A 20,745-nucleotide genomic window follows, 5' to 3' on the forward strand; every position below is an offset into this window, starting at 1 on the left:
CATGGCAGATCGTTCCTATCTCGACTGGCCTTTTCTGGACGACAAACACCGCCGGCTTGCGGCGGAGATCGAAACCTGGGCCAACGACCGCTTCGGCGATGACGGGTTTCACGATCATGCCGATGTCGATGCTGACTGCCGAGCTATCCTGAAAGACCTTGCTGCAGCCGGGTGGACCGCTCATTCGGTCCCGGTCAATACGGACCGCCTGGACGTACGCACGCTCTGCCTGATCCGCGAACACCTGGCTTATCGATCAGGCCTCGCGGATTTCGTCTTTGCCATGCAGGGTTTGGGGTCCGGCGCAATCTCGTTGTTCGGGACACCGGAGCAACGCCAGCGCTATCTGCGCAAAGTAGCAGCCGGTGAGTTCTGCGCCGCCTTCGCGCTCACCGAACCGGAAGCAGGATCGGACGTCGCCAACCTCGCGACAACTGCCGAGCTGGTCGATGGAGAATACCGGCTCAATGGCGAAAAGACCTTCATCTCCAATGGCGGAATTGCCGATTTTTACGTCGTGTTCGCCCGGACGGGTGAGGCAGAAGGCGCACGCGGCCTCAGCGCCTTCATTCTCGATGCTGACACGCCGGGGCTGGAGATTGTTGAACGTATCGACACTATCGCCCCGCACCCGCTGGCGCATTTGCGGTTCAATGATTGCCGCCTGCCCCTGGATCGTCTGATCGGCACATCTGGTCAGGGCTTCAAGATTGCCATGGCAACGCTCGACGTCTTTCGCTCCACGGTGGGCGCCGCAGCGCTGGGCTTTGCACGGCGTGCGCTTGATGAGGCCACCAGACGTTCCACGACACGTCAGCTGTTTGGGGCGGCGCTCTCCGACCTTGCCGGTGTGCAGACCCAGCTCGCCGAAATGGCACTGGGTATCGATACCAGCGCCCTTCTCATCTATCGCGGTGGCTGGGCCAAGGATAACGGCGCAGAGCGCATCACCCGCGAAGCCGCCATGTCAAAGCTGCACGCGACCGAAACCGCCCAACAGGCAATCGACATGGCTGTGCAGATCTTTGGCGGCCTGGGTGTCACCAAGGGGTCGGTTCCCGAAGCCCTCTATCGCGAGATCCGGGCCCTGCGCATCTATGAAGGCGCCTCGGAGGTCCAGAAACTCGTTATTGCCCGCGCACACCTGTCCGGAGCGAAGTCATGACCTTCACACATCGGCACAAGGTCGGCTTTGCCGATGTGGACCCGGCCGGGATCGTCTTCTATCCGCGTTATTTCGAGATGATCAACGCGACCATCGAGGATTGGTTCCGCACCCTGGATTATGGCTTCGACCAGATGATCCTCAGGGATGGATACGGCGTTCCCACCGCCACCATCCAGGTTGATTTCAAGGCCCCAAGCCGACTGGACGACCTGGTCGAGCTGGAACTGAACCTCGTCCGACTGGGGCGCAGCTCCATCGGGCTGGAGATCCGGATCAGTGCTGAGGGCGAGCTCCGCGCACTTGTCCAGCAAACCCTCGTTTTCATTCGCATGGAAGGCAACAAGCCCGTGCGGATCCCGGACCCACTCAGGGCCCGCATCGAACGCAGCATGGAGGCAAGGTGATGGATATCATCAATCCACGCAGATGGCCGCGCCCTCGCGGGTATTCCAACGGTATCAAGTGTGATGGCGAGATGATCTTCATTGCCGGACAGATCGGGTGGGATGAGACTGAAACCATCGTCTCCGATGATTTCGCCGAACAATTCCACCAGGCTCTGCAAAATGTGATCGCTGTTCTCGAGGCCGGTGGCGGCAAGCCGGAAAACATTGTCCGGCTGACAGGTTACGTGACTTCACGTGAAGAATATCTCGCGGCGGGCAAGTTGATCGGAGCGAGTTGGAAGGAGTTGATGGGGCGCAGTTATCCAGTGATGTCCTTTGTTATCGTCGCCGGGCTGATCGAGGAGCGCGCCAAGGTCGAACTGGAAGCCACAGCGGTACTGCCGTCATGAGCATTCTGGACAACACGCAGGAGGACAAGATGATCGCCACTGGCCATGCCGATACATTCTGCCGGGATCGCCTCCCGCCCGCTGACCAGCGCCCGGACCTCCTGTTCGGCGGAGAAGCCCCGCAATACGCGGATCGCCTGAACGCCGCAGTCGAGCTGCTCGATGCCAATGTCGACAAGGGGCTGGGTGACAAGACCGCGATCTACTCGGTTGCCGAGACCCTGACTTATCGCCAGCTCATGGAACGCGCCAACCAGCTGGCAAATTATCTCGTCGATGAAATGGGTGTCGTACCAGGAAATCGCGTTTTACTGCACGGCTTCAATGGCATCGCTCTCAGCGTCGCCTGGTATGCGACCATCAAGACCGGTGCTGTCGCGGTTACCACAATGCCGATGCTGCGCGGAGGCGAACTGGCCAAGATTATTGCCAAGGCAGAAGTCAATTTTGCTCTGTGTGACAACAAGCTGCGCCCAGTTGTTGAGGAAGCGCGAGAGATTACTGGCAAGCTCGCCTCGATCGTCGACTGGGCCGGTGATGGCATGCTTGAAGATGATGTCGCCGGGAAACCTGTCACCTTCGACAATGCCGACACCGCACGCGATGATATAGCGCTGCTGGCCTGTACCTCGGGCACGACGGGAGAGCCAAAGGCCTGCGCGCATTATCATTCTTCGGTTCTGGCCATGGCCGATACCTTCGCGCAGCATTGCCTGGAACCGCAGCCGGATGATGTTTACGCGGGCACGCCACCCCTGGCTTTCACATTTGGCCTGGGGGCCTTCCTGGTCTTCCCGGCCCGCGCAGGCCTTGCCGTTGCTTTCCCGGACCGACCAGGATTTGACGCCCTGTGCGAGACCGTCGAACGCTTCAAGGTGACGACGACATTCACCGCTCCCACGGGGTATCGCGCGATGATGGGGCTGTGGGACCAGCATGATCTGTCCAGCCTTCGCAAGGGAATCTCGGCGGGCGAACACCTTCCGGCAGCGACGTCCGATGCCTTCCACACACTAACCGGCATCCGCCTGATTGATGGCATCGGTGCTACCGAGATGATCCACATCTTCATTTCGACCACCGCGACAGATGTTCGTCCCGGTGCGACCGGACGTGTGGTGCGAGGGTATGAAGCGCGCATTGCAGACGAGAACGGCGAAACGCTGCCGGCTGGAGAAACCGGGCGTCTTGCGCTCAAGGGGCCGACCGGGTGTCTCTATCTCGATGATGACCGTCAGTCCCAGTATGTGCGGGATGGCTGGAACTATACCGGCGATCTCTACTCCCGGGATGCCGACGGGTATTTCTGGTACGTCTCACGCGCGGACGACCTGATTGTGTCCAGCGGCTATAATATCGCTGGCCCCGAAGTCGAACAGGCCCTGCTCACGCATGAAGCGGTCGCAGAAGCCGCTGTCGTTGGCCTGCCGGATCCGGAACGTGGGGCCGTTGTCAGCGCCTTTATTGTTCTCGCGGAGGGCGTTTCCGGTGATGAAACACTAATCAAGGCGCTTCAGGATCACGTCAAGACGAGTATCGCGCCGTACAAGTACCCGCGCCGGGTCGAATTCATCGAGACGCTGCCGAAAACACAGACTGGCAAGATTCAGCGTTTCAAACTTCGCGGATGACGTACTAGTTTGGCATGAATCAACCGCCCAGAGGGATGAGATGCGCCAGTTTTATGTCTTCATCAAATGCGAGCTCGGCCGGACTTATGACGTGGCAGCGTCGCTGGTGGACAATCTCGACGAGGCACCGATGGTGCACTCGATCTCGGGTGCGTTCGACCTGCTGGCGCAGTTCACACTGTCCGACGAGACCGATATCGGTCGTTTCGTGAACCAGCAAGTCCAAACAATATCGGGCATCAAGGACACGCAGACCATCATCTGTTTCAACGCATTCACGCGTGACCGCGGTCTCGGCGAAGGCTGATCCATGCATTTTGGCGTTTTCGACCTGTTCAAGATCGGAATAGGTCCGTCCAGCTCCCATACGGTTGGCCCGATGAAGGCCGGCAAGGTTTTTGTCGACCGTGTTCTGGCCGACGGGCTGGACATCAAACGGATTGAGACTGAGCTCTACGGCTCACTCGCCCTGACCGGTCTGGGTCACGGAACAGATACGGCTGTGCTCCTCGGCCTCGAGGGCAATGCCCCCGCGAAGCTGAACCCGGATACGGTCCCACAGCGGCTTGAACGCATTCGCACGGAAGAAACGCTCAAACTGGCCAACGGCACCGAAATCCCCTTCATTGAAAAACGCGATCTGGACTTTCGGGGCGATGTTCGCCTGCCCTTCCACTCCAACGCTCTGAAATTCAAGGTCTATGGCGAGGGCGAGGAAATCCTGCGCGAAGAGATCTGGTATTCGATCGGCGGCGGTTTTGTCATCAATGAACACGAAGCGGGGCGCAATTCAGCGGCGGATGTGAAGGAAGGCGAACCCTACCCGTTCAGTTCCGCCCAGGAATTGCTTGAAATCGGCGAACGCACCGGCCTCTCCATCCACCGTATCATGCTTGAGAACGAACGGACCTTCCTGCCCGAAGATACGATCCGGGCCGGCATTGAAGGGCTGTGGCGCACGATGGAAGACTGTATCGATCGCGGCTTGCGCCAGGACGGCATCCTGCCCGGCGGTCTGAACGTCAAACGCCGTGCGCCCAAAATGCATCGCGACCTCAAGGAAGAGGCGAAAAACCCGACAGATGATCCGCTGGCCCCGATGGACTGGATCAATCTCTGGGCCATGGCAGTGAATGAGGAAAACGCTGCCGGCGGACGTGTCGTCACCGCGCCAACCAATGGCGCAGCAGGCATCATCCCGGCCGTGGCGCGCTATTTCGATCGCTATCATCGTGACCCCGACGATGAAGAGGCGCTGCAGCGCTTTTTCCTGACCGCTGCGGCGATTGGCTCGCTCTACAAGAAAAACGCCTCAATCTCGGGCGCTGAAGCCGGCTGCCAGGGTGAAGTGGGCGTAGCCTGCTCGATGGCTGCCGGGGCCCTCGCCGCGGCCATGGGTGCAGACAATCACCAGATCGAGGATGCCGCTGAAATCGGCATGGAGCACAATCTTGGACTGACTTGTGACCCGGTCGGCGGCCTCGTTCAGATACCCTGTATCGAACGCAATGCCATTGGTGCCATCAAGGCGATTGATGCCGCTCGTCTTGCCCTTCGTGCCAATTCCGAAGACATGAAAGTCTCTCTGGACCAGGTCATCGAGACCATGCGCCAGACCGGTATCGACATGATGGAAAAGTACAAGGAAACCAGCCAGGGCGGTCTCGCCGTCAATGTGGTTGAGTGCTAACGCCTAGGCATCATCCTGTTGTTCCTGAACCGCACGTCCCTCGCTGAGCGTTTCAGCACCGGACACCACGACACGCTGACCACGCTCGATATCGCCATCAATAGCGATGAAACCGCCCGAACGCACACCCGTGGACACAGCGATCTGGTGAGCAATGTCGTCCTCGCCGACCGTGAAGACAAAGGATCCATTCGCACGCAGGATCACGGCGTCATACGGCGCGGCCGTCTGGCTGCGCGGTGTTTCCGCCGGGAAAGCCGCACGCGCGGCTGAACCGACCAGCCACCCCGTGCCCTCCAGATCAATACGGACTTCAAAAGTTCGCGAGACCGCGTCTCCCACCGGAATAATGGCGCGGATCGGTGCTTCGATACTCGCCCCATCGCGAAGGGATACCGTCACGGTCTGGCCAACGCTGAGATAAGGCGCGATCGCAACGGGCGCCATGGCAATGGCCTCGGTATGATCCGTATCTACCAGGCGCGCAATCTCGCGACCTGGCGCTGACAGTTCCCCTGCCTCAATCAGGCGTTCAGCCACGCGACCAGCAAAAGGCGCCAATATCTGCGTGCGCTCCAGCTCGAGCTCGGCGCGTTGCATGGCAGCGCGGGCCTGTCTTTGATCCTGCAGGGCAAGGTCACGGGCCAGCTCGACCTCTCGCAGTCGCGTTGTCGGCACGGTGCCGTTTTGCGCCAGCTGTGTAAAACGTTCCGCTTCTGCCTGCTGATAGTTCGCGTTGGCCGTGCTGCGCGCCAGGCTGGCACGCGCTTCATCCAGCTGAATGCGCGCCTGACGATCATCAAGCTGGGCGATGACACCACCGGCGGCAATGAAATCTCCCGGCTCGGCGATCATGATGATCCGGCCGGAGGATTCCGCAGCGATACGGGCATCATTGCGGGCGATGACACTGGCAGGCGTGGTGATCGTCCGGGCCATGTCGAGTTCAACGACCTCACCGATACGTACGATGGCGGGCGGCGGGCCGTTTTGGGCCAGGACAGGCGTTTCGACTAGGGCCGTAACGCTGAGAGCCAGACCGGCGATTACGCTCGAGCGGATTGAGTTCAACATGGTCTGTCCCTTTATTCGGCCGGCTGCGAAGCCGCAGAGGCGCCAATGGCCCGCTCCTGGCGCCCTTCCCCGAGGCGCAGAAGACAGGGAATGAGAATGAGGGTGAAGATGAGGCTAACTGTCATGCCGCCAACAATGGCCGCCGCCAGGCCGCGATATATAACACTGCCTGGGCCAGGGTTGAGCAGCAGCGGCAACATGCCGAGCAGGCTGGTCATGGTCGACATGAAGATCGGGCGCAAACGCATGCGCAGCGCCTGTTCCACAGCTTCGCGGCGTGGCAGGCCGGAGCGCTCCCCCTGCCGGGTCTGATCAACCAGTAGAATGGCATTATTGATGACCAGGCCGAGCAGGATCAGGAAACCCATCTGGGTCAAAAGATCGAGCGGCTGTGTCACGAAGACATCCAGAATCGCCAGCAGGATCACACCACCAACTGCGGCCAGCGGGATGGAGACCAGAACCAGCAAGGCATCACGCAGGGAGCGGAAAAGTCCCGCCAGGATCATGAACAAAACCACGAGCGCCATGGCCAGGTTCATCAACATGGTCTCATTGGCGCGCTGTAGGCTGTCAGCGCTGCCACCATAGGCGACAGAACCAGACGTGGACAATTCCTCCATGATCGCGGGCTCTACCTCGTTGCGGATCACGCTGACGATCTCGCCCAGGGTCAAGTCCTCGGGCTGGTTGATATTGATGGTGACCGTACGCCGGCGGTTCAGACGCTGAATACCGCCCACACCGACTTCCTCACGCACGCTTACAAGATCGCCCAGCGGAACAACGGCGCCTGACGGTGTTGCAATTGGCAGGCCTGCCAGCTCGTCCGGCGTCTCCCAGCCCTCCGTCCGCAGGATCATGTTCATGCGACTATTGCCATCGAAATACTCACCAATGAACTGGCCGTCACCGAGCATGGAGATCATCCCGGCCACATTGCGACGCGACCAGCCCGCCTCCTGGATGCGACGGTCATCCGGCACCATGGTCAGACGCGGCTGGGTCGCCTCGGGCGGCGGATTGGCGTTGATGTTCACGCCTGGAAAGCGCTCGCGCAACATGCTCAACCCGACATTGACAGCCCTGACACGGGCATCGGGGTCAGCGGACTGGATATTGACCTGTATCCCCCCGCCCTGCTGGAAACCGCCAAACAGATTGCCCTGCTGCGCAGAGCTGAACACCACATCGGGAATGTCCCCGATGATCTCCTCGCGAACAATCTGTTCTAGCTCGCCTACGCGGGACTGGTCCGCCACACGGATACCGGCAGTGGCGCCCCCGCCCCCCGGGAACGTCCCGAAATAATAATTGCGCAGGCGCGGCTCCTGTTCGCCGCTCATATAGGGTTCAAGACGCTCGACAACGCGTGTTGCCACCTCCTCTTCGACCCAGTCCAGATTGGTGCCAGGAGGGAAGATCCAGAAGGCATCGACAGCGTCTCGCTTGACCTCCGGCAAATAGCCGTCATCCGGTTTGAACTGCCAGGCCAGAAGGCACGGCAGGATAATGAGACTGGCCGCCAGTGCGATCCGTTGGCGCGGCGTGTTGGACAGCCAGAGCACCCCGTCAGCGACCCGGTTAAGCAGCGGCTGCTCGGTCTGCGTCTTGCGGTCACGCACGAATTGTTTGACGGCGACCGGAAGAATGGTCACGGCAACGATCATGGAAAGGCCAACGCCCACGGCGATGGTCAATGCGAGATCGGCAAACAGCTGCCCTTCCACATCGCGTACAAAAATCAGCGGCAGGAAGATGGCGACGGTGGTCACCGTCGACGCCAGCAAAGCTCCCCAGACCTGGGATGCCCCCGCCTCGGACGCGGTGTGGCTGTCTTCTCCCGCTTCTCTGCGGCGGATGATGTTCTCAAGCACGACAATCGCGGCGTCCATGACCATGCCTGTGGCAAACGCCAGTCCCGCGAGCGAGATGATGTTGAGCGTGCGCCCGAAAAGATAGAGCACGATCAGCGTAGATAGCAGACACACCGGAATGGCGGCCGAGATAATGATGGTCGCCCGCATGCGGCGCAGGAACAGCCAGAGGCCGAACACTGCCAGACCCACGCCAAGGAACAGGTTGACGACAACCAGATCAATCGCGCGATTGATAAAGACCGAAGCGTCGAAAGAGGGCGCCATGACCAGTTGCCGGTCTGCGAGCAAATCCTCATTGATGCGGTCGACTTCCGCTTTCACCGCCTCGAGGGCAGCCAGGACATTGGCGCCCTGTTGACGGCGCACCTCGATACCCATGGCCGGATTGCCATTCTGGTAGGTGAAATCGCGTCTTTCACCAAAACCGACCTCGACATCTGCCACATCGCTCAGACGCACAGGACTTCCCTCGCGCCAGTCAATGACAAGCTCACCCATTTCGAGCGGATCAAACTCACCTTCAAACCGCATCTGGTAGGAACGGCGACCGATCTCGGCATTGCCGCCGGAAACATCAGAGTTGTTGGCAATGGCTGCACTGATCTGCGGCAGCGTCACGCCCAGCGCCGCAGCGCGATACGGGTCGACCGTGATCTGCAGCTCCTCCGGACGCAGTCCCCAGCCCACCTGGACGCTGGCCACCCCCGGAATCGCCTCGAGACGCGGGATGACGGTATCACTCACAAAGGCGGAATATTCGTGGATCTCCTGAGGATTGCCAGGCAAGGCCTGCATGAAGAACCAGATCAGGCTCTGCTGCGCATCTCCCCCGAAAGAACCGATATTCGGCCCGATGGCATCACGAGGCAGTGGCGGGACCTGGTTGAGACGGTTCGAAATCTCGATCGCCGTCTGGGTCATGTCGGTGTCGATAGCGAAGGTCAGATTGATGAAGGCGTTACCTTCATTGACAAAAACACGCATCTCCTCGAGCCCGGGAAGGCCCGAAAGCGCCTGTTCTTGCGGCTCGACGATTTCCGATTCCATTTCCAGCGGAGACGCGGAACGCCAGAATGTGGCGATGTTGACCTGTGGCCGCTCGACGTCCGGCATAAGCTGCACCGGCAAGCGGGTGAACGCGACAATGCCTGCCAGCGCGACAAGCGCAAGCATCACAAAAACAGCGGCCGGGTTGTTCAGGGAAAGTCGCGTTAAAGGCATGTCTGGCTCCTCGCATAGCCGACGCACCTGATAACACGTGAAATGTCTAGGGGTATTAAACCTTGCTAAGGCGGCTCACATAGCCGTGAACCGCCTTAGAATTCTTTCATCAAGCGGTCTCGTGAGAGACCAGCCTGTCGGAAACCGTGTACTTGGCTTCCGTCTGTTCCTTTATCAGGTCCAGCGTAGCGCCCGGCGCCAGTTCGATCAGCTCCAGACCGTCATCCTTCACGTCGAACACACCCAGCGTAGTGATGATACGGTGAACGCAATTCTTGCCGGTCAGCGGCAGAGAGCATTCCTTGAGCAGTTTGGGTTCCCCGCGCTTGTTCGCGTGGTCCATGATCACAACGACGCGTTTAACGCCGGCAACCAGGTCCATGGCACCGCCCATACCCTTGACCAGCTTGCCGGGGATCATCCAGTTGGCGATATCGCCCTCTTCCGAGATTTCCATCGCGCCCAGGATGGACAAGTCGATATGCCCTCCCCGTATCATGGCAAAACTGTCTGCGGACGAGAAATAGCTGGTGCGACGCAGCTCGGTGATCGTCTGCTTGCCAGCATTGATCAGGTCAGCATCAACCTCATCGTCGAACGGGAACGGACCCATGCCCAGCATGCCGTTCTCTGACTGCAGCGTGACGTCGATGCCGTCGGGAATATGGTTGGCGACAAGTGTCGGGATGCCAATGCCAAGATTGACGTAGAAACCGTCTTCGAGTTCCAGGGCGGCGCGGGCCGCCATTTCATCACGTGTCCAGGCCATTATGCGTCCTCCCGCTCACGAATGGTTCGCTGCTCGATGCGTTTCTCAAACTCGCCCTTGACGATGCGCTGGACAAAAATGCCCGGCGTGTGGATCTGATCCGGATCCAGCTCGCCCGGGCCAACGATTTCCTCGACCTCGGCAATGGTGATCTTGCCCGCCGTTGCCATCATCGGATTGAAATTGCGAGCGGTCTTGCGGAACATCAGATTACCCTGCGGGTCCGCCTTCCAGGCCTTGACGATCGCGACGTCCGCGGTCAGGCCGGTTTCCATGATGAAGGTCTCGCCGTCGAACTCGCGGTGTTCCTTGCCCTCGGCGATCAGCGTGCCGACACCGGTCTTGGTGAAGAAGCCCGGAATGCCCGCGCCACCGGCCCGAATACGCTCGGCCAGCGTCCCTTGCGGGTTGAATTCAAGCTCCAGCTCGCCTTCAAGATACTGGCGCTCGAATTCCTTGTTCTCGCCAACATAGGACGAGACCATTTTCTTAATCTGCTTGGCATCCAGCAAGACGCCGAGACCAAATCCGTCCACGCCGCAATTGTTGGAAATCACCGTCAGGTCCTTCACACCGGTGTCGTGCAGCGCTGCGATGGAGTTTTCTGGGATACCGCAAAGGCCGAAACCACCGGCCATGATCGTCATCCCGTCGAACACCAGACCGTCCAGGGCGGCCTTGGCATCGGGAAATACCTTGTTCATGAGGACCTCAGTTCAAAGTTGATAACTGGTTCATGTTTATACTGCAGGTGCGAAGAACACCAGCGAAAGGGACATGCCGCATTATCTGTCGAGGTGCCGACCGTCGATTTCGATCGCCAGAGCACCGCCGAAGAAAACGGCATATGCGCTCCAATAAATCCACAAGAGGAAGACGACAAGAGCGCCGAGTGATCCATACACGCTAAAATCGATCACTTCAGTGACATAAGTTGAAAATCCCTTCGACAAACCCAGCCACAAACCAGTCGCCACCAGGGCTGCGCTTGTCGATGCTTTCCAGGTCACAGCCTGTTCCCGCTTGCGCATGGTGAGCCGGTAAAGCATTTCCAGCGCCAGGAACATCGACAGGCCGGCCGCGGTCCATTCATTGATGAACAGGCCCAGATCAGGCTCCGGCATATTGAGAAACTCGAACACCTGGTGAGCCACGACCGGAATGATCAGCACCGCCAGATTGGCGAGGGTCAGAAGCACGCCGCCAATCAACACACCGACCATGGCCAGGATGTTGAAGTGGATGACATTGCGAATGTCCTTGTCCTCGGCGAGATGGTTGAGCCCTGCGATCAAAGCCTTCACACCCCGCGACGCGGCAAAGAGCGCGATGGCAAGGGCCACAGCGCCCTGTGCGGACAGAACCGCGATCGGCGCGTCCGCGATACGCGACATTTGACCCAGCACGAAATCCTGTGCACCTGCTGGCATGATTTCAGAAAACCGCGCGAACTGGCTTTCTGCATCGGCGATAGAAAACACCACGCCGTAAACCGACATCGCCAGCGCAATTGCGGGAAACAAGGCCAGCATGCCGAAAAATGACGCTCCACCGGCGAACAACATCACATCCCGCGCCATTGACCGACTGATCGCCGAAAAGACGATCATGACGGCTGCCCGCTTGCGGGTCGGCTTGGAAAGGGTTTCGCTGGCTGACATCCGGCCTGCTAAGCGTGAGTCCGGTTAAAGAATCACCAAGTCTCGATAAGCTGCGAGCGATTAGGGAGTTAGCCATATGTCCTTTGCCAAGGCTGTCGATCTTTTGCAGCTGGCGCGCCTCGCCAATGGTCGTACCGGCGTATCCCTCGCCGAGATCGAGGAAGAGTTCGCCTGTGTCCGTCGCACCGCGCAACGCATGACCCAGGCGCTGGAAACAGTGTTTCCCGATGCCGAGGCCTATGTGGACTATGAGGGTCACAAGCGCTGGCGCATTCCTCACGGCAAGGTCTCGGAGTTTTTTGCACCGACTGCCGATCAGCTCGCCGCGCTGGAGCTGGCCAAGGAAACGTTGACAAATGCGGGCCTGACAAGCGAAGCGAAACAATTGTCCGATCTTGGCGGTGCGGTGAAACTCCTGACGTCAGACCGTCGTCGTGCAGGCATCGAGGCTGATGAGGAAGCCCTGTTGGAGGCAATGGGCCATGCCGCCCGTCCCGGCCCTCGCCCGGCGACCAATTCACAGGTGGATGAAGCCATCGCGGACGCTCTCAAGGGGCCGTTCCGCCTGGTCATCCTCTATCGCGGTCGCAATGACGACACAGCCCGAGAACGGCGTATCGAACCCTATGGTATTCTCCTTGGAACCCGGCGCTATCTCATCGCCAGGGATCCCTCCAGGGATGATAATCGCCTGCGACACTTCCGGATCGAGGATATTGAACGCGCCGTGCTGACTGAGGAGTGGTTTGCACGCGATCCGGACTTCAATCTGGCGGAATATTCGGCGCGAAGTTTCGGCGTTTTCCAGAATGATCGCGAGTTCAAGCCGGTACACTGGCGCTTTACGCCGAAGGCCGCCCCCCATGCCGCGCGATATCGATTTCATCCGGATCAGGAAATCGTTGAAAACCCGGATGGGTCTCTCGATGTCCGTTTTACTGCCAGCGGCCATCTGGAGATGTGCTGGCATCTTTATGCTTGGGGTGACCAGGTCGAGGTTCTGGAGCCGAAGGAACTCGCCGACCTTGTCAATGAACATCGTCGGGAAGATTTCCCGGGGCTGCCTTAGCGAACGGCGATCCTGACCTGTTCAGCCGGCAGCCAGGACGGCATGGAGTGGCCGTCAGCAGCGCTCATGGCCAGCTGATAACCCTTGTGCAGATAACGGCAGACCGAACGCAGATCTTCGACATGGATGCAGCTTATGTCGTCACCTTCACGCTGGACGCGGAAGAAGCCGTCACGAAAGCGATGCGGGACCAGATTGCTCTGGGAACCTGCTGCGCCGGGGATGGATGCCTGAAGTGCGATTGCCATGTCTGAACTCCTTCTTGTCTTCGTGTTGAGAACAAGATGAGCCACCGCCACGACAAAACCTGTCACCCCCATTTCAGGGCAAAAAGAAACGCCGGCCGTTGGGGGCGGCCGACGCTTCGGGGTATCAATTCGATAGCGAGAAGGCGATCCGGCGAGGGACTGAAATGCGGCCGCTCATCTCGAATACAAATATTAGTGATTGCTGCTGAACCCTGGATGAACAAAAATGAATGGGATTTTCTACAACAATTTGAATTATTTGCGCCTGACCCCTTGTGACTTCCAGAGCAAATCACATAGGCTGCCGCAAAGCCCATAAGGACTGACCTTGCCTGCCACAGCCAACGCCCCCGACCGGCAACAGGAAATCGACCGTATCTGCGATGAACACGCGCGAGCACTCAGCGGCTCGGGCGGTGGTTTTGCGCGTTTTGATGGCGAGGACCTCAGCCGGCTGGTGCTGACCAATCGCGATCTTCAGGATGCGAGTTTCGCGGATTGTGACCTGTCGGGTGCTGACCTGTCCGGCTCGGATCTGCGGGGTGCCAATTTTTCGGGCGCAAAGCTTGTTGGTGCGAGGCTGATCGGCGCCAATCTGGATGATACCGACTTACGTGGCTGTGACATGAGCGAGGCGGACCTGTCTGCATCGCAATGCCAGAATGCCGATTTTCGCGAACTGGCACGCCTGCCCGCTATCGGCAGTGAAGGCACGCCTACAGCTTCGGTCCAGTCAACAAAACTCGGCAATGCCCGGCTTGGCGGAGTGAATTTTTCACATGCGCGGCTGGCAGGCGTGGAAGCCGAGGGCGCCGATTTCTCCGACGCCAATCTCAACAATTCCCGCCTGCTACGCGCGAAGCTGAAAAACGCCGTCATGCAGCGCGCCATCCTGACGGCGACAGACATGTCCGGTGCGGATCTGACCGATGCTGACATGCGCGGTGCACTGGAAAAGGATCTCAAGCTTGCCCAGGCCATAACCTCCGGCATGTTGACAGGAGAACTCGACGAAGAGGCCACAAACGGCTTCGAGCCCGATAATGACCCCCGCCCCCTCACCTCCAAACTGCGCGATCATGAAAAGCTCTGTCGCACCCAGGGCAAAGACGGCGCTCCGGCCAGTTTCAAGGGCATGGACATGCGCGAAGTCGGTGATCTGCGCGAACGAGAGCTGACGGCCATGCAGGCCCATGGGGCCAATTTTTCCGGCATGGACATGCGCGATATCGCCTTGCAGGGCGCCAAACTGGTCCAGGCAGATTTGCGTGGCTGTGACCTGCGTGATGCCGATCTTCGTGGTGCAGACCTGAGTGGCGCCAATCTCTCCCATGCCGATTTGCGTGGCGCGCGTCTGGACAGCCTCACACTTGGCGCTGGACGGTCCCTGCCTTCCAACCTGGCCAATGCGGATTGTCGCTACACACTCTGGGAAGGCGCACAGCTCAATGGCGTTGCAGCCACGGGCGCATGTTTCGCCTATGCCCGCATATCGGACGAACAGGCCACGACGCTCGCCGCCGCAGACCTGGCCGATGTTATTCGCGCCTAGATCTCCACACCCCAGTCCTTGAGAACATCCGCCGTGTCAGCGCCGGGCTGTGACGCGGCACCCTGGATTGCAGACGGTGTGTGCGAAAAGCGCGGCGCCGGCGATGGCTGCATCACGCCTTCCACGCTCTGGAATGTTCCACGCTCAACCATGTGCGGATGTTTGTGCGCTTCCTCATAGGTCAAAACAGGCGCAAAACAGGCATCCGTGCCTTCCAGCAATTCACACCATTCATCGCGAGACCGGGACTTGAACAGCGCTTCGAACACGGATTTGGCCTCTGCCCAGTTCTTTCCGCTCCAGTCTGCCGGAATCGTACCCGCATCAATTCCGGCCTTTTCACAGAAAAGCGCATAGAATTCCGGCTCCAGCGGGCCCAGCGAGATATGCCGACCGTCCGCGCATTCATAGATCGAGTAGAAATGGGCCGCTCCGTCGAGCAGGTTTGCGGCGCGTTCCGTCTTCCATAAACCCAATGCCATCAACTGGTATTGCGAGGCCATAAGTGAGGCAGAACCGTCCACAATCGCAGCATCGACAACCTGCCCCTGACCGTTGGCGCGGGCATGGTGCATTGCAGCCAGCACCCCCATCGCCAGATAGAGCGCGCCTCCGCCAAAATCCCCGACCAGATTGAGCGGAGCGACGGGCGTCTCGGCCGTGCCGATGGCTCCGAGAGCCCCGCTGAGAGAAATATAGTTGATGTCATGCCCGGCCGCGTGAGCCAGTGGGCCGAACTGTCCCCATCCAGTCATTCGACCATAAACAAGAGCGGGATTGAGCTTCAGCATGTCATCGGGACCAAAACCAAGCCGCTCCATAACCCCGGGCCGGTAGCCCTCAAGCAGGATGTCCGCCTGTCCGACGAGTGCGCGGCAACGGGCCTGGTCGGTTTCGTCCTTGAGGTTCAGGGCTACGGAGCGCCTTCCCCGCGCCAGAACATCCGCTGCACCCGTCCCGAACGCGCCGGGACGATCGATACGGATGACGTCCGCTCCCATGTCGGAAAGCAACATCGCTGCGAATGGTGCCGGGCCCAGACCGACGAATTCGACGATTTTAACGCCTTTTAGAGGACCTTGTGCTTGCATTGAGACCAACCTCACGATTCTTCGTTTTGGGGATCGTGGCATTTGTGAGAAACTCAAGAAACAGGATTGTGTGGATGCGGACGCCAGGGGGACAAATGGGGCGTGAACTCGACGTCCTGCTGATTGGTCCAGCGGATCAAACGGGGGAACTTGCCAACGCGATGGAAAAACTCGCGATGCGCGTACGCATCGTGCGTTCCGACACACCCCAGTCCGCGACCAGCCGTGCCTTTGCGTGCGGCGTGATCTTCGCGGCGGATCCGGAAGAGTTTGATGCCCATCGCAAAGCGCTGGAAAGTTTTGCCCTTGGTGATCGCCCGATCATCGCGATCGGCCCGTCCTCGCTGGCCGAGATTGCTGCGGTCGATGCCTGGGTGCCTGAACCGGCGCTACCGGCCCAGGTCGCTGCGCGAGCACGATCCCTCTTCCGCTTGCACTCGATGGAAGCCATTGCCAAGCGCCGCGCCAGTGTCAACGCACTTTATGGCGAAAGGCCCGAACTCGTCGCCCGGCCGGAAGCGCGCAGCTCCGTGCTATATGTCGGGGATGCCTCGCCTCGCTTCATGAGTCTCCAGCACATAATGGAAGCTGACAATGTCGAGGTGGTCGCCGCCTTCTCCTCCTATTCGGCCTTTGACTATCTGCACGAGCGCAGCTTTGACGCCGTGGTTCTCAATGCCAACGACAAGGCGGATGCGGCGTTCACAATCAGCTCGGCCATGCGCCGCAATGCCCGCCTCTATCACACACCGGTTCTCTTGCTGACACGAGACACCAATCACGAAACGGCCGACGAGGCGTTTGCCCGCGGCGTGTCCGATATCATCAGTGCTCAGACATCGGATCAAGAGATGCGCGACCGCATCCTGACGCTGACCGCGGAACGTCGGCGCAGGCGCGACGCCAAGGCGGCACTGGAAGCATGCCGTGAACCGCGCACGCTGGATATCGATACCGGCCTTTTCCACGCCGGTTTTCTGACCTCGCACCTGCAGGACATGATCAATGATCATGATCGCGGTGAAGTCAGTTTCAGCGCCCTGATCCTGAACACAGACCTGCCCGAGGGAATCGAACGCCCGGATGATCTCTCTGCTGAAAAAGCCCGCCGTCAGTTCGCCGCCATGTTGCGCCACCTCCTGCGCAGCGAGGATGCAGCCTGCCGGGTGAATGCCGATACTTTCCTGGCCTTGCTGCCGTTTACCGAAGAAGAAGGTGTCTCCGCTGTCGCGGCTCGGGTCTCTGCCATCGCTGAATGCACGGCATTCGAGAGCGAGGACCCCTTGCACCCCTTCAGGCTGCACGTGCGCTCGGAGTGTATCATGCCTCGCCCGGCCGAGACCGCTGAAGGCATGATCGAACGCGGTATTCGCCAGCTGCAATCCCGTAATGCCTTTGTCGCTCGGGCCTAGCCCGCTTCACGCGCTCGATCAGCAATTTCAGCGAGGGGTGTCATCGATTTTTCGATCGCCCGCAACCGATCTTCCGGCTCATCCCAGCCTGCGCGCAGCACAAGCTTGTGATCCGGGCGTGCCTTGAACAGCCCCGGATTGGCACTGATGTGGGCGATGAGAGATGGCGGGTCGATGAAACGGTCCTTGCGGAAATGAATGACGGCACCCTTGGGACCGGCATCCACTTTTTCCACGCCTGCGCGCTTGCAGAGCATTTTCACGGCGACCACCCGCATCAATGTTTCGACTTCCTTGGGAAGCGGTCCGAAACGGTCGATCAGCTCCGCGGCGAACCCTTCGCGTGCGGCCTTGTCCTCCAGCGAAGACAGGCGGCGATAGAGCTGCAGGCGCACATCCAGATCCGGGATATAGTCTTCCGGGATAAGCACCGCACCGCCGGCATTGATCTGCGGTGACCATTCACCGTCATCCTCATCCTGTCCCTCACCGCGCAGTGAAGCAACGGCCTCCTCGAGCATGGACTGATAAAGCTCGACGCCCACATCCTTGATATGACCGGACTGTTCCTCGCCCAGAAGATTGCCGCCACCTCGCAAATCGAGATCGTGCGACGCCAGGCTGAATCCGGCACCAAGTGAATCGAGGGATTGCAGGACCTTGAGACGCCGTTCCGCGCCATCGGTCAGCTTGCGATTGGCGGATGTTGTGAAATAGGCGTAGGCACGTGTCTTGGAGCGACCGACCCGGCCCCGCAGCTGGTAGAGCTGGGCCAGGCCAAACCGATCCGCACGGTGAATGACAAGCGTGTTGGCGGTCGGGATATCAATTCCTGATTCAACAATCGTCGTGGAAAGCAGGACGTCATACCGGCCCTCATAAAAGGCCGTCATGATGTCTTCCAGCTGACCGGCGGCCATCTGACCATGCGCAATCACGAAGGACACTTCCGGCACACTCTCGCGCAGGAAGCTGGCGATATCATCCAGGTCGGATATTCGCGGCACAACAAAGAAAGCCTGTCCGCCGCGATACTTCTCCCGTAGCAGGGCCTCGCGCACAGTGACAGAATCGAACGGCGTCACATAGGTGCGCACGGCCAGTCGGTCGACCGGCGGCGTGGCGATGATGGATAGGTCCCGGATCCCGGTCAGGGCCAGCTGCAGCGTTCGCGGGATCGGTGTCGCGGTCAGCGTCATGACATGCACATCTGCTCGCAGTGCCTTGAGCGTTTCCTTGTGCTTGACGCCGAAATTCTGTTCCTCGTCTACCACCAGCAGGCCCAGATCATTGAACTTGACTGTCTTGGCGAGCAGAGCGTGCGTGCCGATGACGATCTCGACCTTGCCGTCGCGCAATTCTTCCCGGGTCGCCTTGGCTTCCTTTGCCCCCACCAGGCGTGACAATTGCCGAACCTTCACCGGCCAGCCACGGAATCGTTCCGAGAACGTCTTGAAATGCTGGCGCGCCAGCAAGGTGGTTGGAGCCACCACAGCAACCTGCTGCCCGCTCATCGCCACCACAAAGGCCGCCCGCAACGCCACTTCGGTCTTGCCGAACCCAACATCACCGCAGATCAGGCGGTCCATCGGGCGCCCCTTGGTCAGGTCGCCCAGCACATCGTCCAGCGCGTTGAGCTGGTCATCTGTCTCCGCGTAGGGAAAGGCCGAGCAGAATTCGTCATACATGCCACCGGAACCGTCAATGACCGTCGCCTTGCGTGACAGCCGCTGGGCAGCGATCTTGATGAGTTCATCCGCCATGTCGCGCAGACGTTTCTTGGCCTTGGCCTTGCGCGCCTGCCAGGCGACGCCACCCAGCTTGTCGAGCTGGGCATTTTCGGCCTCTGCGCCATAACGCGAAAGCAGCTCAATATTCTCGACCGGCAGATAGAGCTTTGATCCGCCGGCATATTCCAACTGTATACAGTCGTGCGGAGCATCCTGGACCGGTAGTGTTTTCAAGCCGATGAAACGCGAAAGGCCGTGATCGGCATGGATCACCAGATCTCCAGGTGCGAGGCTGCCCGCCTCCACGATAACATCAGCGGTTTTCTTGCGTTTGCGCGGACGGGCGAGGCGGTCGCCGAGGATGTCCTGCTCGGAAATGACCACCAGGCTCTCGGTTTCGAACCCTCGTTCAATCGGCAGAACAACCCGACCGATTTTCGGTCCGGACGATGCATCCTGCCAGTTGTCGGACAGCTTGATATTCTTGAGCCCGTGATCACCGAGCACACTGGCCATACGCTCGGACGCACCAAGGCTCCAGGAGGCGAGAAGGACCTGTTTTCCGGTCTTTTTGAGCTCGAGAACATGTTTCGCGGTGGCATCGAACACATTGGTGTTTTCCGCTGCACGCTCCGCAGCGAAAACCCGCCCCTGCTTGCCCCCGGCATCAACCGTATTGGCGCCCGGCTCCACAAAACTGGTGAAGTTGCGCACGGCCCGGTCTGCCAGGGCTGCGTCCCAGTCTGACCGGGTGAGATAAAGCGCATCGGGTTCCAGCGCGCGATAGGTCGAGGCGGACAGGCTGGAACTGTGGGACGCATCCGCCGCCAGCTGGCGAGCTTCGAAATAGTCCTTTACCTGCTCGACACGCTCATCGAAGGCTTCATGCGCCAGCGCATCCACGCCGACGAGTGTGTTCTCAGGCAGATAAGAAAAAGCCGTGACCACTTCGGGATAAAAAAGCGGCAACCAGTGTTCGACACCGGCAGGGCGCGCGCCTTCGCTCACGGCCTGATAAACCGGGTCATCCCGCTGAACTGCACCGAAACTTTTCACGAAACCACCGCGGTAGAGCGAGATGGACGTCTCGTCGATGATGACTTCGCTGACCGGCGTGAACTCGATGGCGTTCAACTGTTTCTGTGAGCGCTGGGTTTCCGGATCAAAGGTGCGGATGCTCTCCAGGCTGTCCCCGAAAAAGTCGAGACGGACCGGCTCCTCACTGTCTGGCGGGAAGACATCGATCACACCACCGCGCACAGCAAAATCACCTGGCTCCATCACCGTGGCGGCTCTTGCGTATCCGTTGGAGGTGAAATGATGCAGAAGCGCGTCATTATCCACGCTCTGACCCGGCTTCAGCTGGATGCGGGACCCGGCCAGCACGGTTTTCGGCGGACACCGCTGGGCCATCGCGTTGATGGTGGTGACGACCAGCAGGCTTTCCTTGCCATCATGATTGGCCAGGCTTGCCAGGGCAGCAGCACGGCGGGCCGCGAGCCGCGGTGACGGCGAGATCCGGTCATAGGGCTGGCAATCCCAGGCTGGCAGGCGCAGCATTTCCAGATCGGGAGCAAAGAACTCAAGCGCCGTCGCAAACGCCGCCGCCCGCGAATCGTCACGGGCAATGAAGACATTCAAACCGCCGCGCAGACGCGCTGCGTCGGCAAAAACCAGCGCATCGAGGCCTTCCGGCGCGCCACAGACACGCGCCGTTCCGCTCGCCCGGGCGATCAGATCAAGATCCGTCATA

The 20,745-nt window shown here is 59.7% G+C and carries 17 protein-coding genes; 9 read left to right on the top strand and 8 right to left on the bottom strand.

The features are described from left to right. Position 1 precedes the first annotated feature (1 nt). From SIC17_RS00420 to SIC17_RS00445, 6 genes are read left to right on the top strand one after another with little or no spacing between them, the layout of a single operon-like run. Positions 2 to 1,165: an acyl-CoA dehydrogenase family protein gene (locus SIC17_RS00420; protein WP_412546051.1), complete on the top strand. Its 1,164-nt coding sequence runs from the start codon at positions 2 to 4 to the stop codon at positions 1,163 to 1,165. Beyond that, positions 1,162 to 1,572 (top strand): acyl-CoA thioesterase, encoded by a 411-nt coding sequence (locus SIC17_RS00425; protein ID WP_291895426.1) that lies wholly within the window; start codon positions 1,162 to 1,164, stop codon positions 1,570 to 1,572. The genes SIC17_RS00420 and SIC17_RS00425 overlap by 4 nt, the downstream gene beginning before the upstream one ends. Beyond that, positions 1,572 to 1,964, top strand: coding sequence for a RidA family protein (locus SIC17_RS00430; RefSeq protein WP_412546052.1), 393 nt, complete (start codon positions 1,572 to 1,574; stop codon positions 1,962 to 1,964). Before SIC17_RS00425 ends, SIC17_RS00430 begins: the two co-directional genes overlap by 1 nt. Further along, the gene (locus tag SIC17_RS00435; protein ID WP_412546053.1) at positions 1,961 to 3,595 is read left to right on the top strand and encodes an AMP-binding protein; all 1,635 of its coding nucleotides are present in this window, start codon (positions 1,961 to 1,963) and stop codon (positions 3,593 to 3,595) included. The genes SIC17_RS00430 and SIC17_RS00435 overlap by 4 nt, the downstream gene beginning before the upstream one ends. A 40-nt stretch (positions 3,596 to 3,635) precedes the next feature. Continuing rightward, positions 3,636 to 3,902 (top strand): Lrp/AsnC ligand binding domain-containing protein, encoded by a 267-nt coding sequence (locus SIC17_RS00440; protein WP_291895432.1) that lies wholly within the window; start codon positions 3,636 to 3,638, stop codon positions 3,900 to 3,902. A gap of 3 nt (positions 3,903 to 3,905) precedes the next feature. Beyond that, positions 3,906 to 5,285, top strand: coding sequence for an L-serine ammonia-lyase (locus SIC17_RS00445; protein WP_412546054.1), 1,380 nt, complete (start codon positions 3,906 to 3,908; stop codon positions 5,283 to 5,285). 3 nt (positions 5,286 to 5,288) lie between these two features. Here the strand turns inward: SIC17_RS00445 and SIC17_RS00450 are convergent, their stop codons facing one another. The 5 genes from SIC17_RS00450 to SIC17_RS00470 form a co-directional block, all read right to left on the bottom strand. Beyond that, on the bottom strand, positions 5,289 to 6,359 hold the full coding sequence (locus tag SIC17_RS00450; RefSeq protein ID WP_412546055.1) for an efflux RND transporter periplasmic adaptor subunit: 1,071 nt from the start codon (positions 6,357 to 6,359) through the stop codon (positions 5,289 to 5,291). An 11-nt stretch (positions 6,360 to 6,370) separates the two neighbouring features. Then, the gene (locus SIC17_RS00455) at positions 6,371 to 9,460 is read right to left on the bottom strand and encodes an efflux RND transporter permease subunit (RefSeq protein ID WP_412546056.1); all 3,090 of its coding nucleotides are present in this window, start codon (positions 9,458 to 9,460) and stop codon (positions 6,371 to 6,373) included. Between the two features lie 109 nt (positions 9,461 to 9,569). Continuing rightward, on the bottom strand, positions 9,570 to 10,229 hold the full coding sequence (locus SIC17_RS00460; protein WP_412546057.1) for a CoA transferase subunit B: 660 nt from the start codon (positions 10,227 to 10,229) through the stop codon (positions 9,570 to 9,572). Beyond that, the gene (locus tag SIC17_RS00465; RefSeq protein ID WP_412546058.1) at positions 10,229 to 10,933 is read right to left on the bottom strand and encodes a CoA transferase subunit A; all 705 of its coding nucleotides are present in this window, start codon (positions 10,931 to 10,933) and stop codon (positions 10,229 to 10,231) included. Before SIC17_RS00465 ends, SIC17_RS00460 begins: the two co-directional genes overlap by 1 nt. Positions 10,934 to 11,014: 81 nt before the next feature. Next, positions 11,015 to 11,890 (bottom strand): YihY/virulence factor BrkB family protein, encoded by an 876-nt coding sequence (locus SIC17_RS00470; RefSeq protein WP_291895440.1) that lies wholly within the window; start codon positions 11,888 to 11,890, stop codon positions 11,015 to 11,017. 76 nt (positions 11,891 to 11,966) lie between these two features. Here SIC17_RS00470 and SIC17_RS00475 point away from each other — a divergent pair, with 76 nt between their 5' ends. Next, positions 11,967 to 12,959, top strand: a complete 993-nt coding sequence (locus tag SIC17_RS00475; protein WP_412546059.1) for a helix-turn-helix transcriptional regulator — start codon at positions 11,967 to 11,969, stop codon at positions 12,957 to 12,959. On the opposite strand, the gene SIC17_RS00480 is transcribed toward SIC17_RS00475, so the two are convergent. Continuing rightward, positions 12,956 to 13,207, bottom strand: coding sequence for a hypothetical protein (locus tag SIC17_RS00480; protein ID WP_412546060.1), 252 nt, complete (start codon positions 13,205 to 13,207; stop codon positions 12,956 to 12,958). The two genes, SIC17_RS00475 and SIC17_RS00480, sit on opposite strands and share 4 nt — an antisense overlap. Positions 13,208 to 13,535: 328 nt before the next feature. Here SIC17_RS00480 and SIC17_RS00485 point away from each other — a divergent pair, with 328 nt between their 5' ends. After that, positions 13,536 to 14,759: a pentapeptide repeat-containing protein gene (locus tag SIC17_RS00485; RefSeq protein WP_412546061.1), complete on the top strand. Its 1,224-nt coding sequence runs from the start codon at positions 13,536 to 13,538 to the stop codon at positions 14,757 to 14,759. Here SIC17_RS00485 and SIC17_RS00490 read toward each other — a convergent pair. After that, positions 14,756 to 15,850, bottom strand: coding sequence for a CaiB/BaiF CoA transferase family protein (locus SIC17_RS00490; protein ID WP_291895444.1), 1,095 nt, complete (start codon positions 15,848 to 15,850; stop codon positions 14,756 to 14,758). The genes SIC17_RS00485 and SIC17_RS00490 overlap by 4 nt on opposite strands. A 95-nt stretch (positions 15,851 to 15,945) precedes the next feature. On the opposite strand from SIC17_RS00490, the gene SIC17_RS00495 reads away from it, so the two are divergent. Then, complete coding sequence (locus tag SIC17_RS00495) at positions 15,946 to 17,262, top strand: response regulator (protein WP_412546062.1); 1,317 nt, start codon at positions 15,946 to 15,948, stop codon at positions 17,260 to 17,262. Here SIC17_RS00495 and mfd read toward each other — a convergent pair. Continuing rightward, on the bottom strand, positions 17,259 to 20,744 hold the full coding sequence (mfd, locus tag SIC17_RS00500; protein ID WP_412546063.1) for a transcription-repair coupling factor: 3,486 nt from the start codon (positions 20,742 to 20,744) through the stop codon (positions 17,259 to 17,261). The genes SIC17_RS00495 and mfd overlap by 4 nt on opposite strands. Position 20,745 lies beyond the last annotated feature (1 nt).

The organism is Maricaulis sp. MIT060901 (assembly GCF_047123815.1).
Lineage (GTDB): Bacteria > Pseudomonadota > Alphaproteobacteria > Caulobacterales > Maricaulaceae > Maricaulis.

What these genes read in the sequence shown, in the direction of transcription:
- SIC17_RS00450 (WP_412546055.1), bottom strand. Translation starts at nt 6,359, where the DNA reads ATGTTGAACTCAATCCGCTCGAGCGTAATCGCCGGTCTGGCTCTCAGC.
- SIC17_RS00455 (WP_412546056.1), bottom strand. Translation starts at nt 9,460, where the DNA reads ATGCCTTTAACGCGACTTTCCCTGAACAACCCGGCCGCTGTTTTTGTG.
- SIC17_RS00465 (WP_412546058.1), bottom strand. Translation starts at nt 10,933, where the DNA reads ATGAACAAGGTATTTCCCGATGCCAAGGCCGCCCTGGACGGTCTGGTG.
- SIC17_RS00460 (WP_412546057.1), bottom strand. Translation starts at nt 10,229, where the DNA reads ATGGCCTGGACACGTGATGAAATGGCGGCCCGCGCCGCCCTGGAACTC.
- SIC17_RS00425 (WP_291895426.1), top strand. Translation starts at nt 1,162, where the DNA reads ATGACCTTCACACATCGGCACAAGGTCGGCTTTGCCGATGTGGACCCG.
- SIC17_RS00445 (WP_412546054.1), top strand. Translation starts at nt 3,906, where the DNA reads ATGCATTTTGGCGTTTTCGACCTGTTCAAGATCGGAATAGGTCCGTCC.
- SIC17_RS00480 (WP_412546060.1), bottom strand. Translation starts at nt 13,207, where the DNA reads ATGGCAATCGCACTTCAGGCATCCATCCCCGGCGCAGCAGGTTCCCAG.
- SIC17_RS00470 (WP_291895440.1), bottom strand. Translation starts at nt 11,890, where the DNA reads ATGTCAGCCAGCGAAACCCTTTCCAAGCCGACCCGCAAGCGGGCAGCC.
- SIC17_RS00435 (WP_412546053.1), top strand. Translation starts at nt 1,961, where the DNA reads ATGAGCATTCTGGACAACACGCAGGAGGACAAGATGATCGCCACTGGC.
- SIC17_RS00440 (WP_291895432.1), top strand. Translation starts at nt 3,636, where the DNA reads ATGCGCCAGTTTTATGTCTTCATCAAATGCGAGCTCGGCCGGACTTAT.
- SIC17_RS00495 (WP_412546062.1), top strand. Translation starts at nt 15,946, where the DNA reads ATGGGGCGTGAACTCGACGTCCTGCTGATTGGTCCAGCGGATCAAACG.
- SIC17_RS00490 (WP_291895444.1), bottom strand. Translation starts at nt 15,850, where the DNA reads ATGCAAGCACAAGGTCCTCTAAAAGGCGTTAAAATCGTCGAATTCGTC.
- SIC17_RS00420 (WP_412546051.1), top strand. Translation starts at nt 2, where the DNA reads ATGGCAGATCGTTCCTATCTCGACTGGCCTTTTCTGGACGACAAACAC.
- SIC17_RS00430 (WP_412546052.1), top strand. Translation starts at nt 1,572, where the DNA reads ATGGATATCATCAATCCACGCAGATGGCCGCGCCCTCGCGGGTATTCC.
- SIC17_RS00475 (WP_412546059.1), top strand. Translation starts at nt 11,967, where the DNA reads ATGTCCTTTGCCAAGGCTGTCGATCTTTTGCAGCTGGCGCGCCTCGCC.
- mfd (WP_412546063.1), bottom strand. Translation starts at nt 20,744, where the DNA reads ATGACGGATCTTGATCTGATCGCCCGGGCGAGCGGAACGGCGCGTGTC.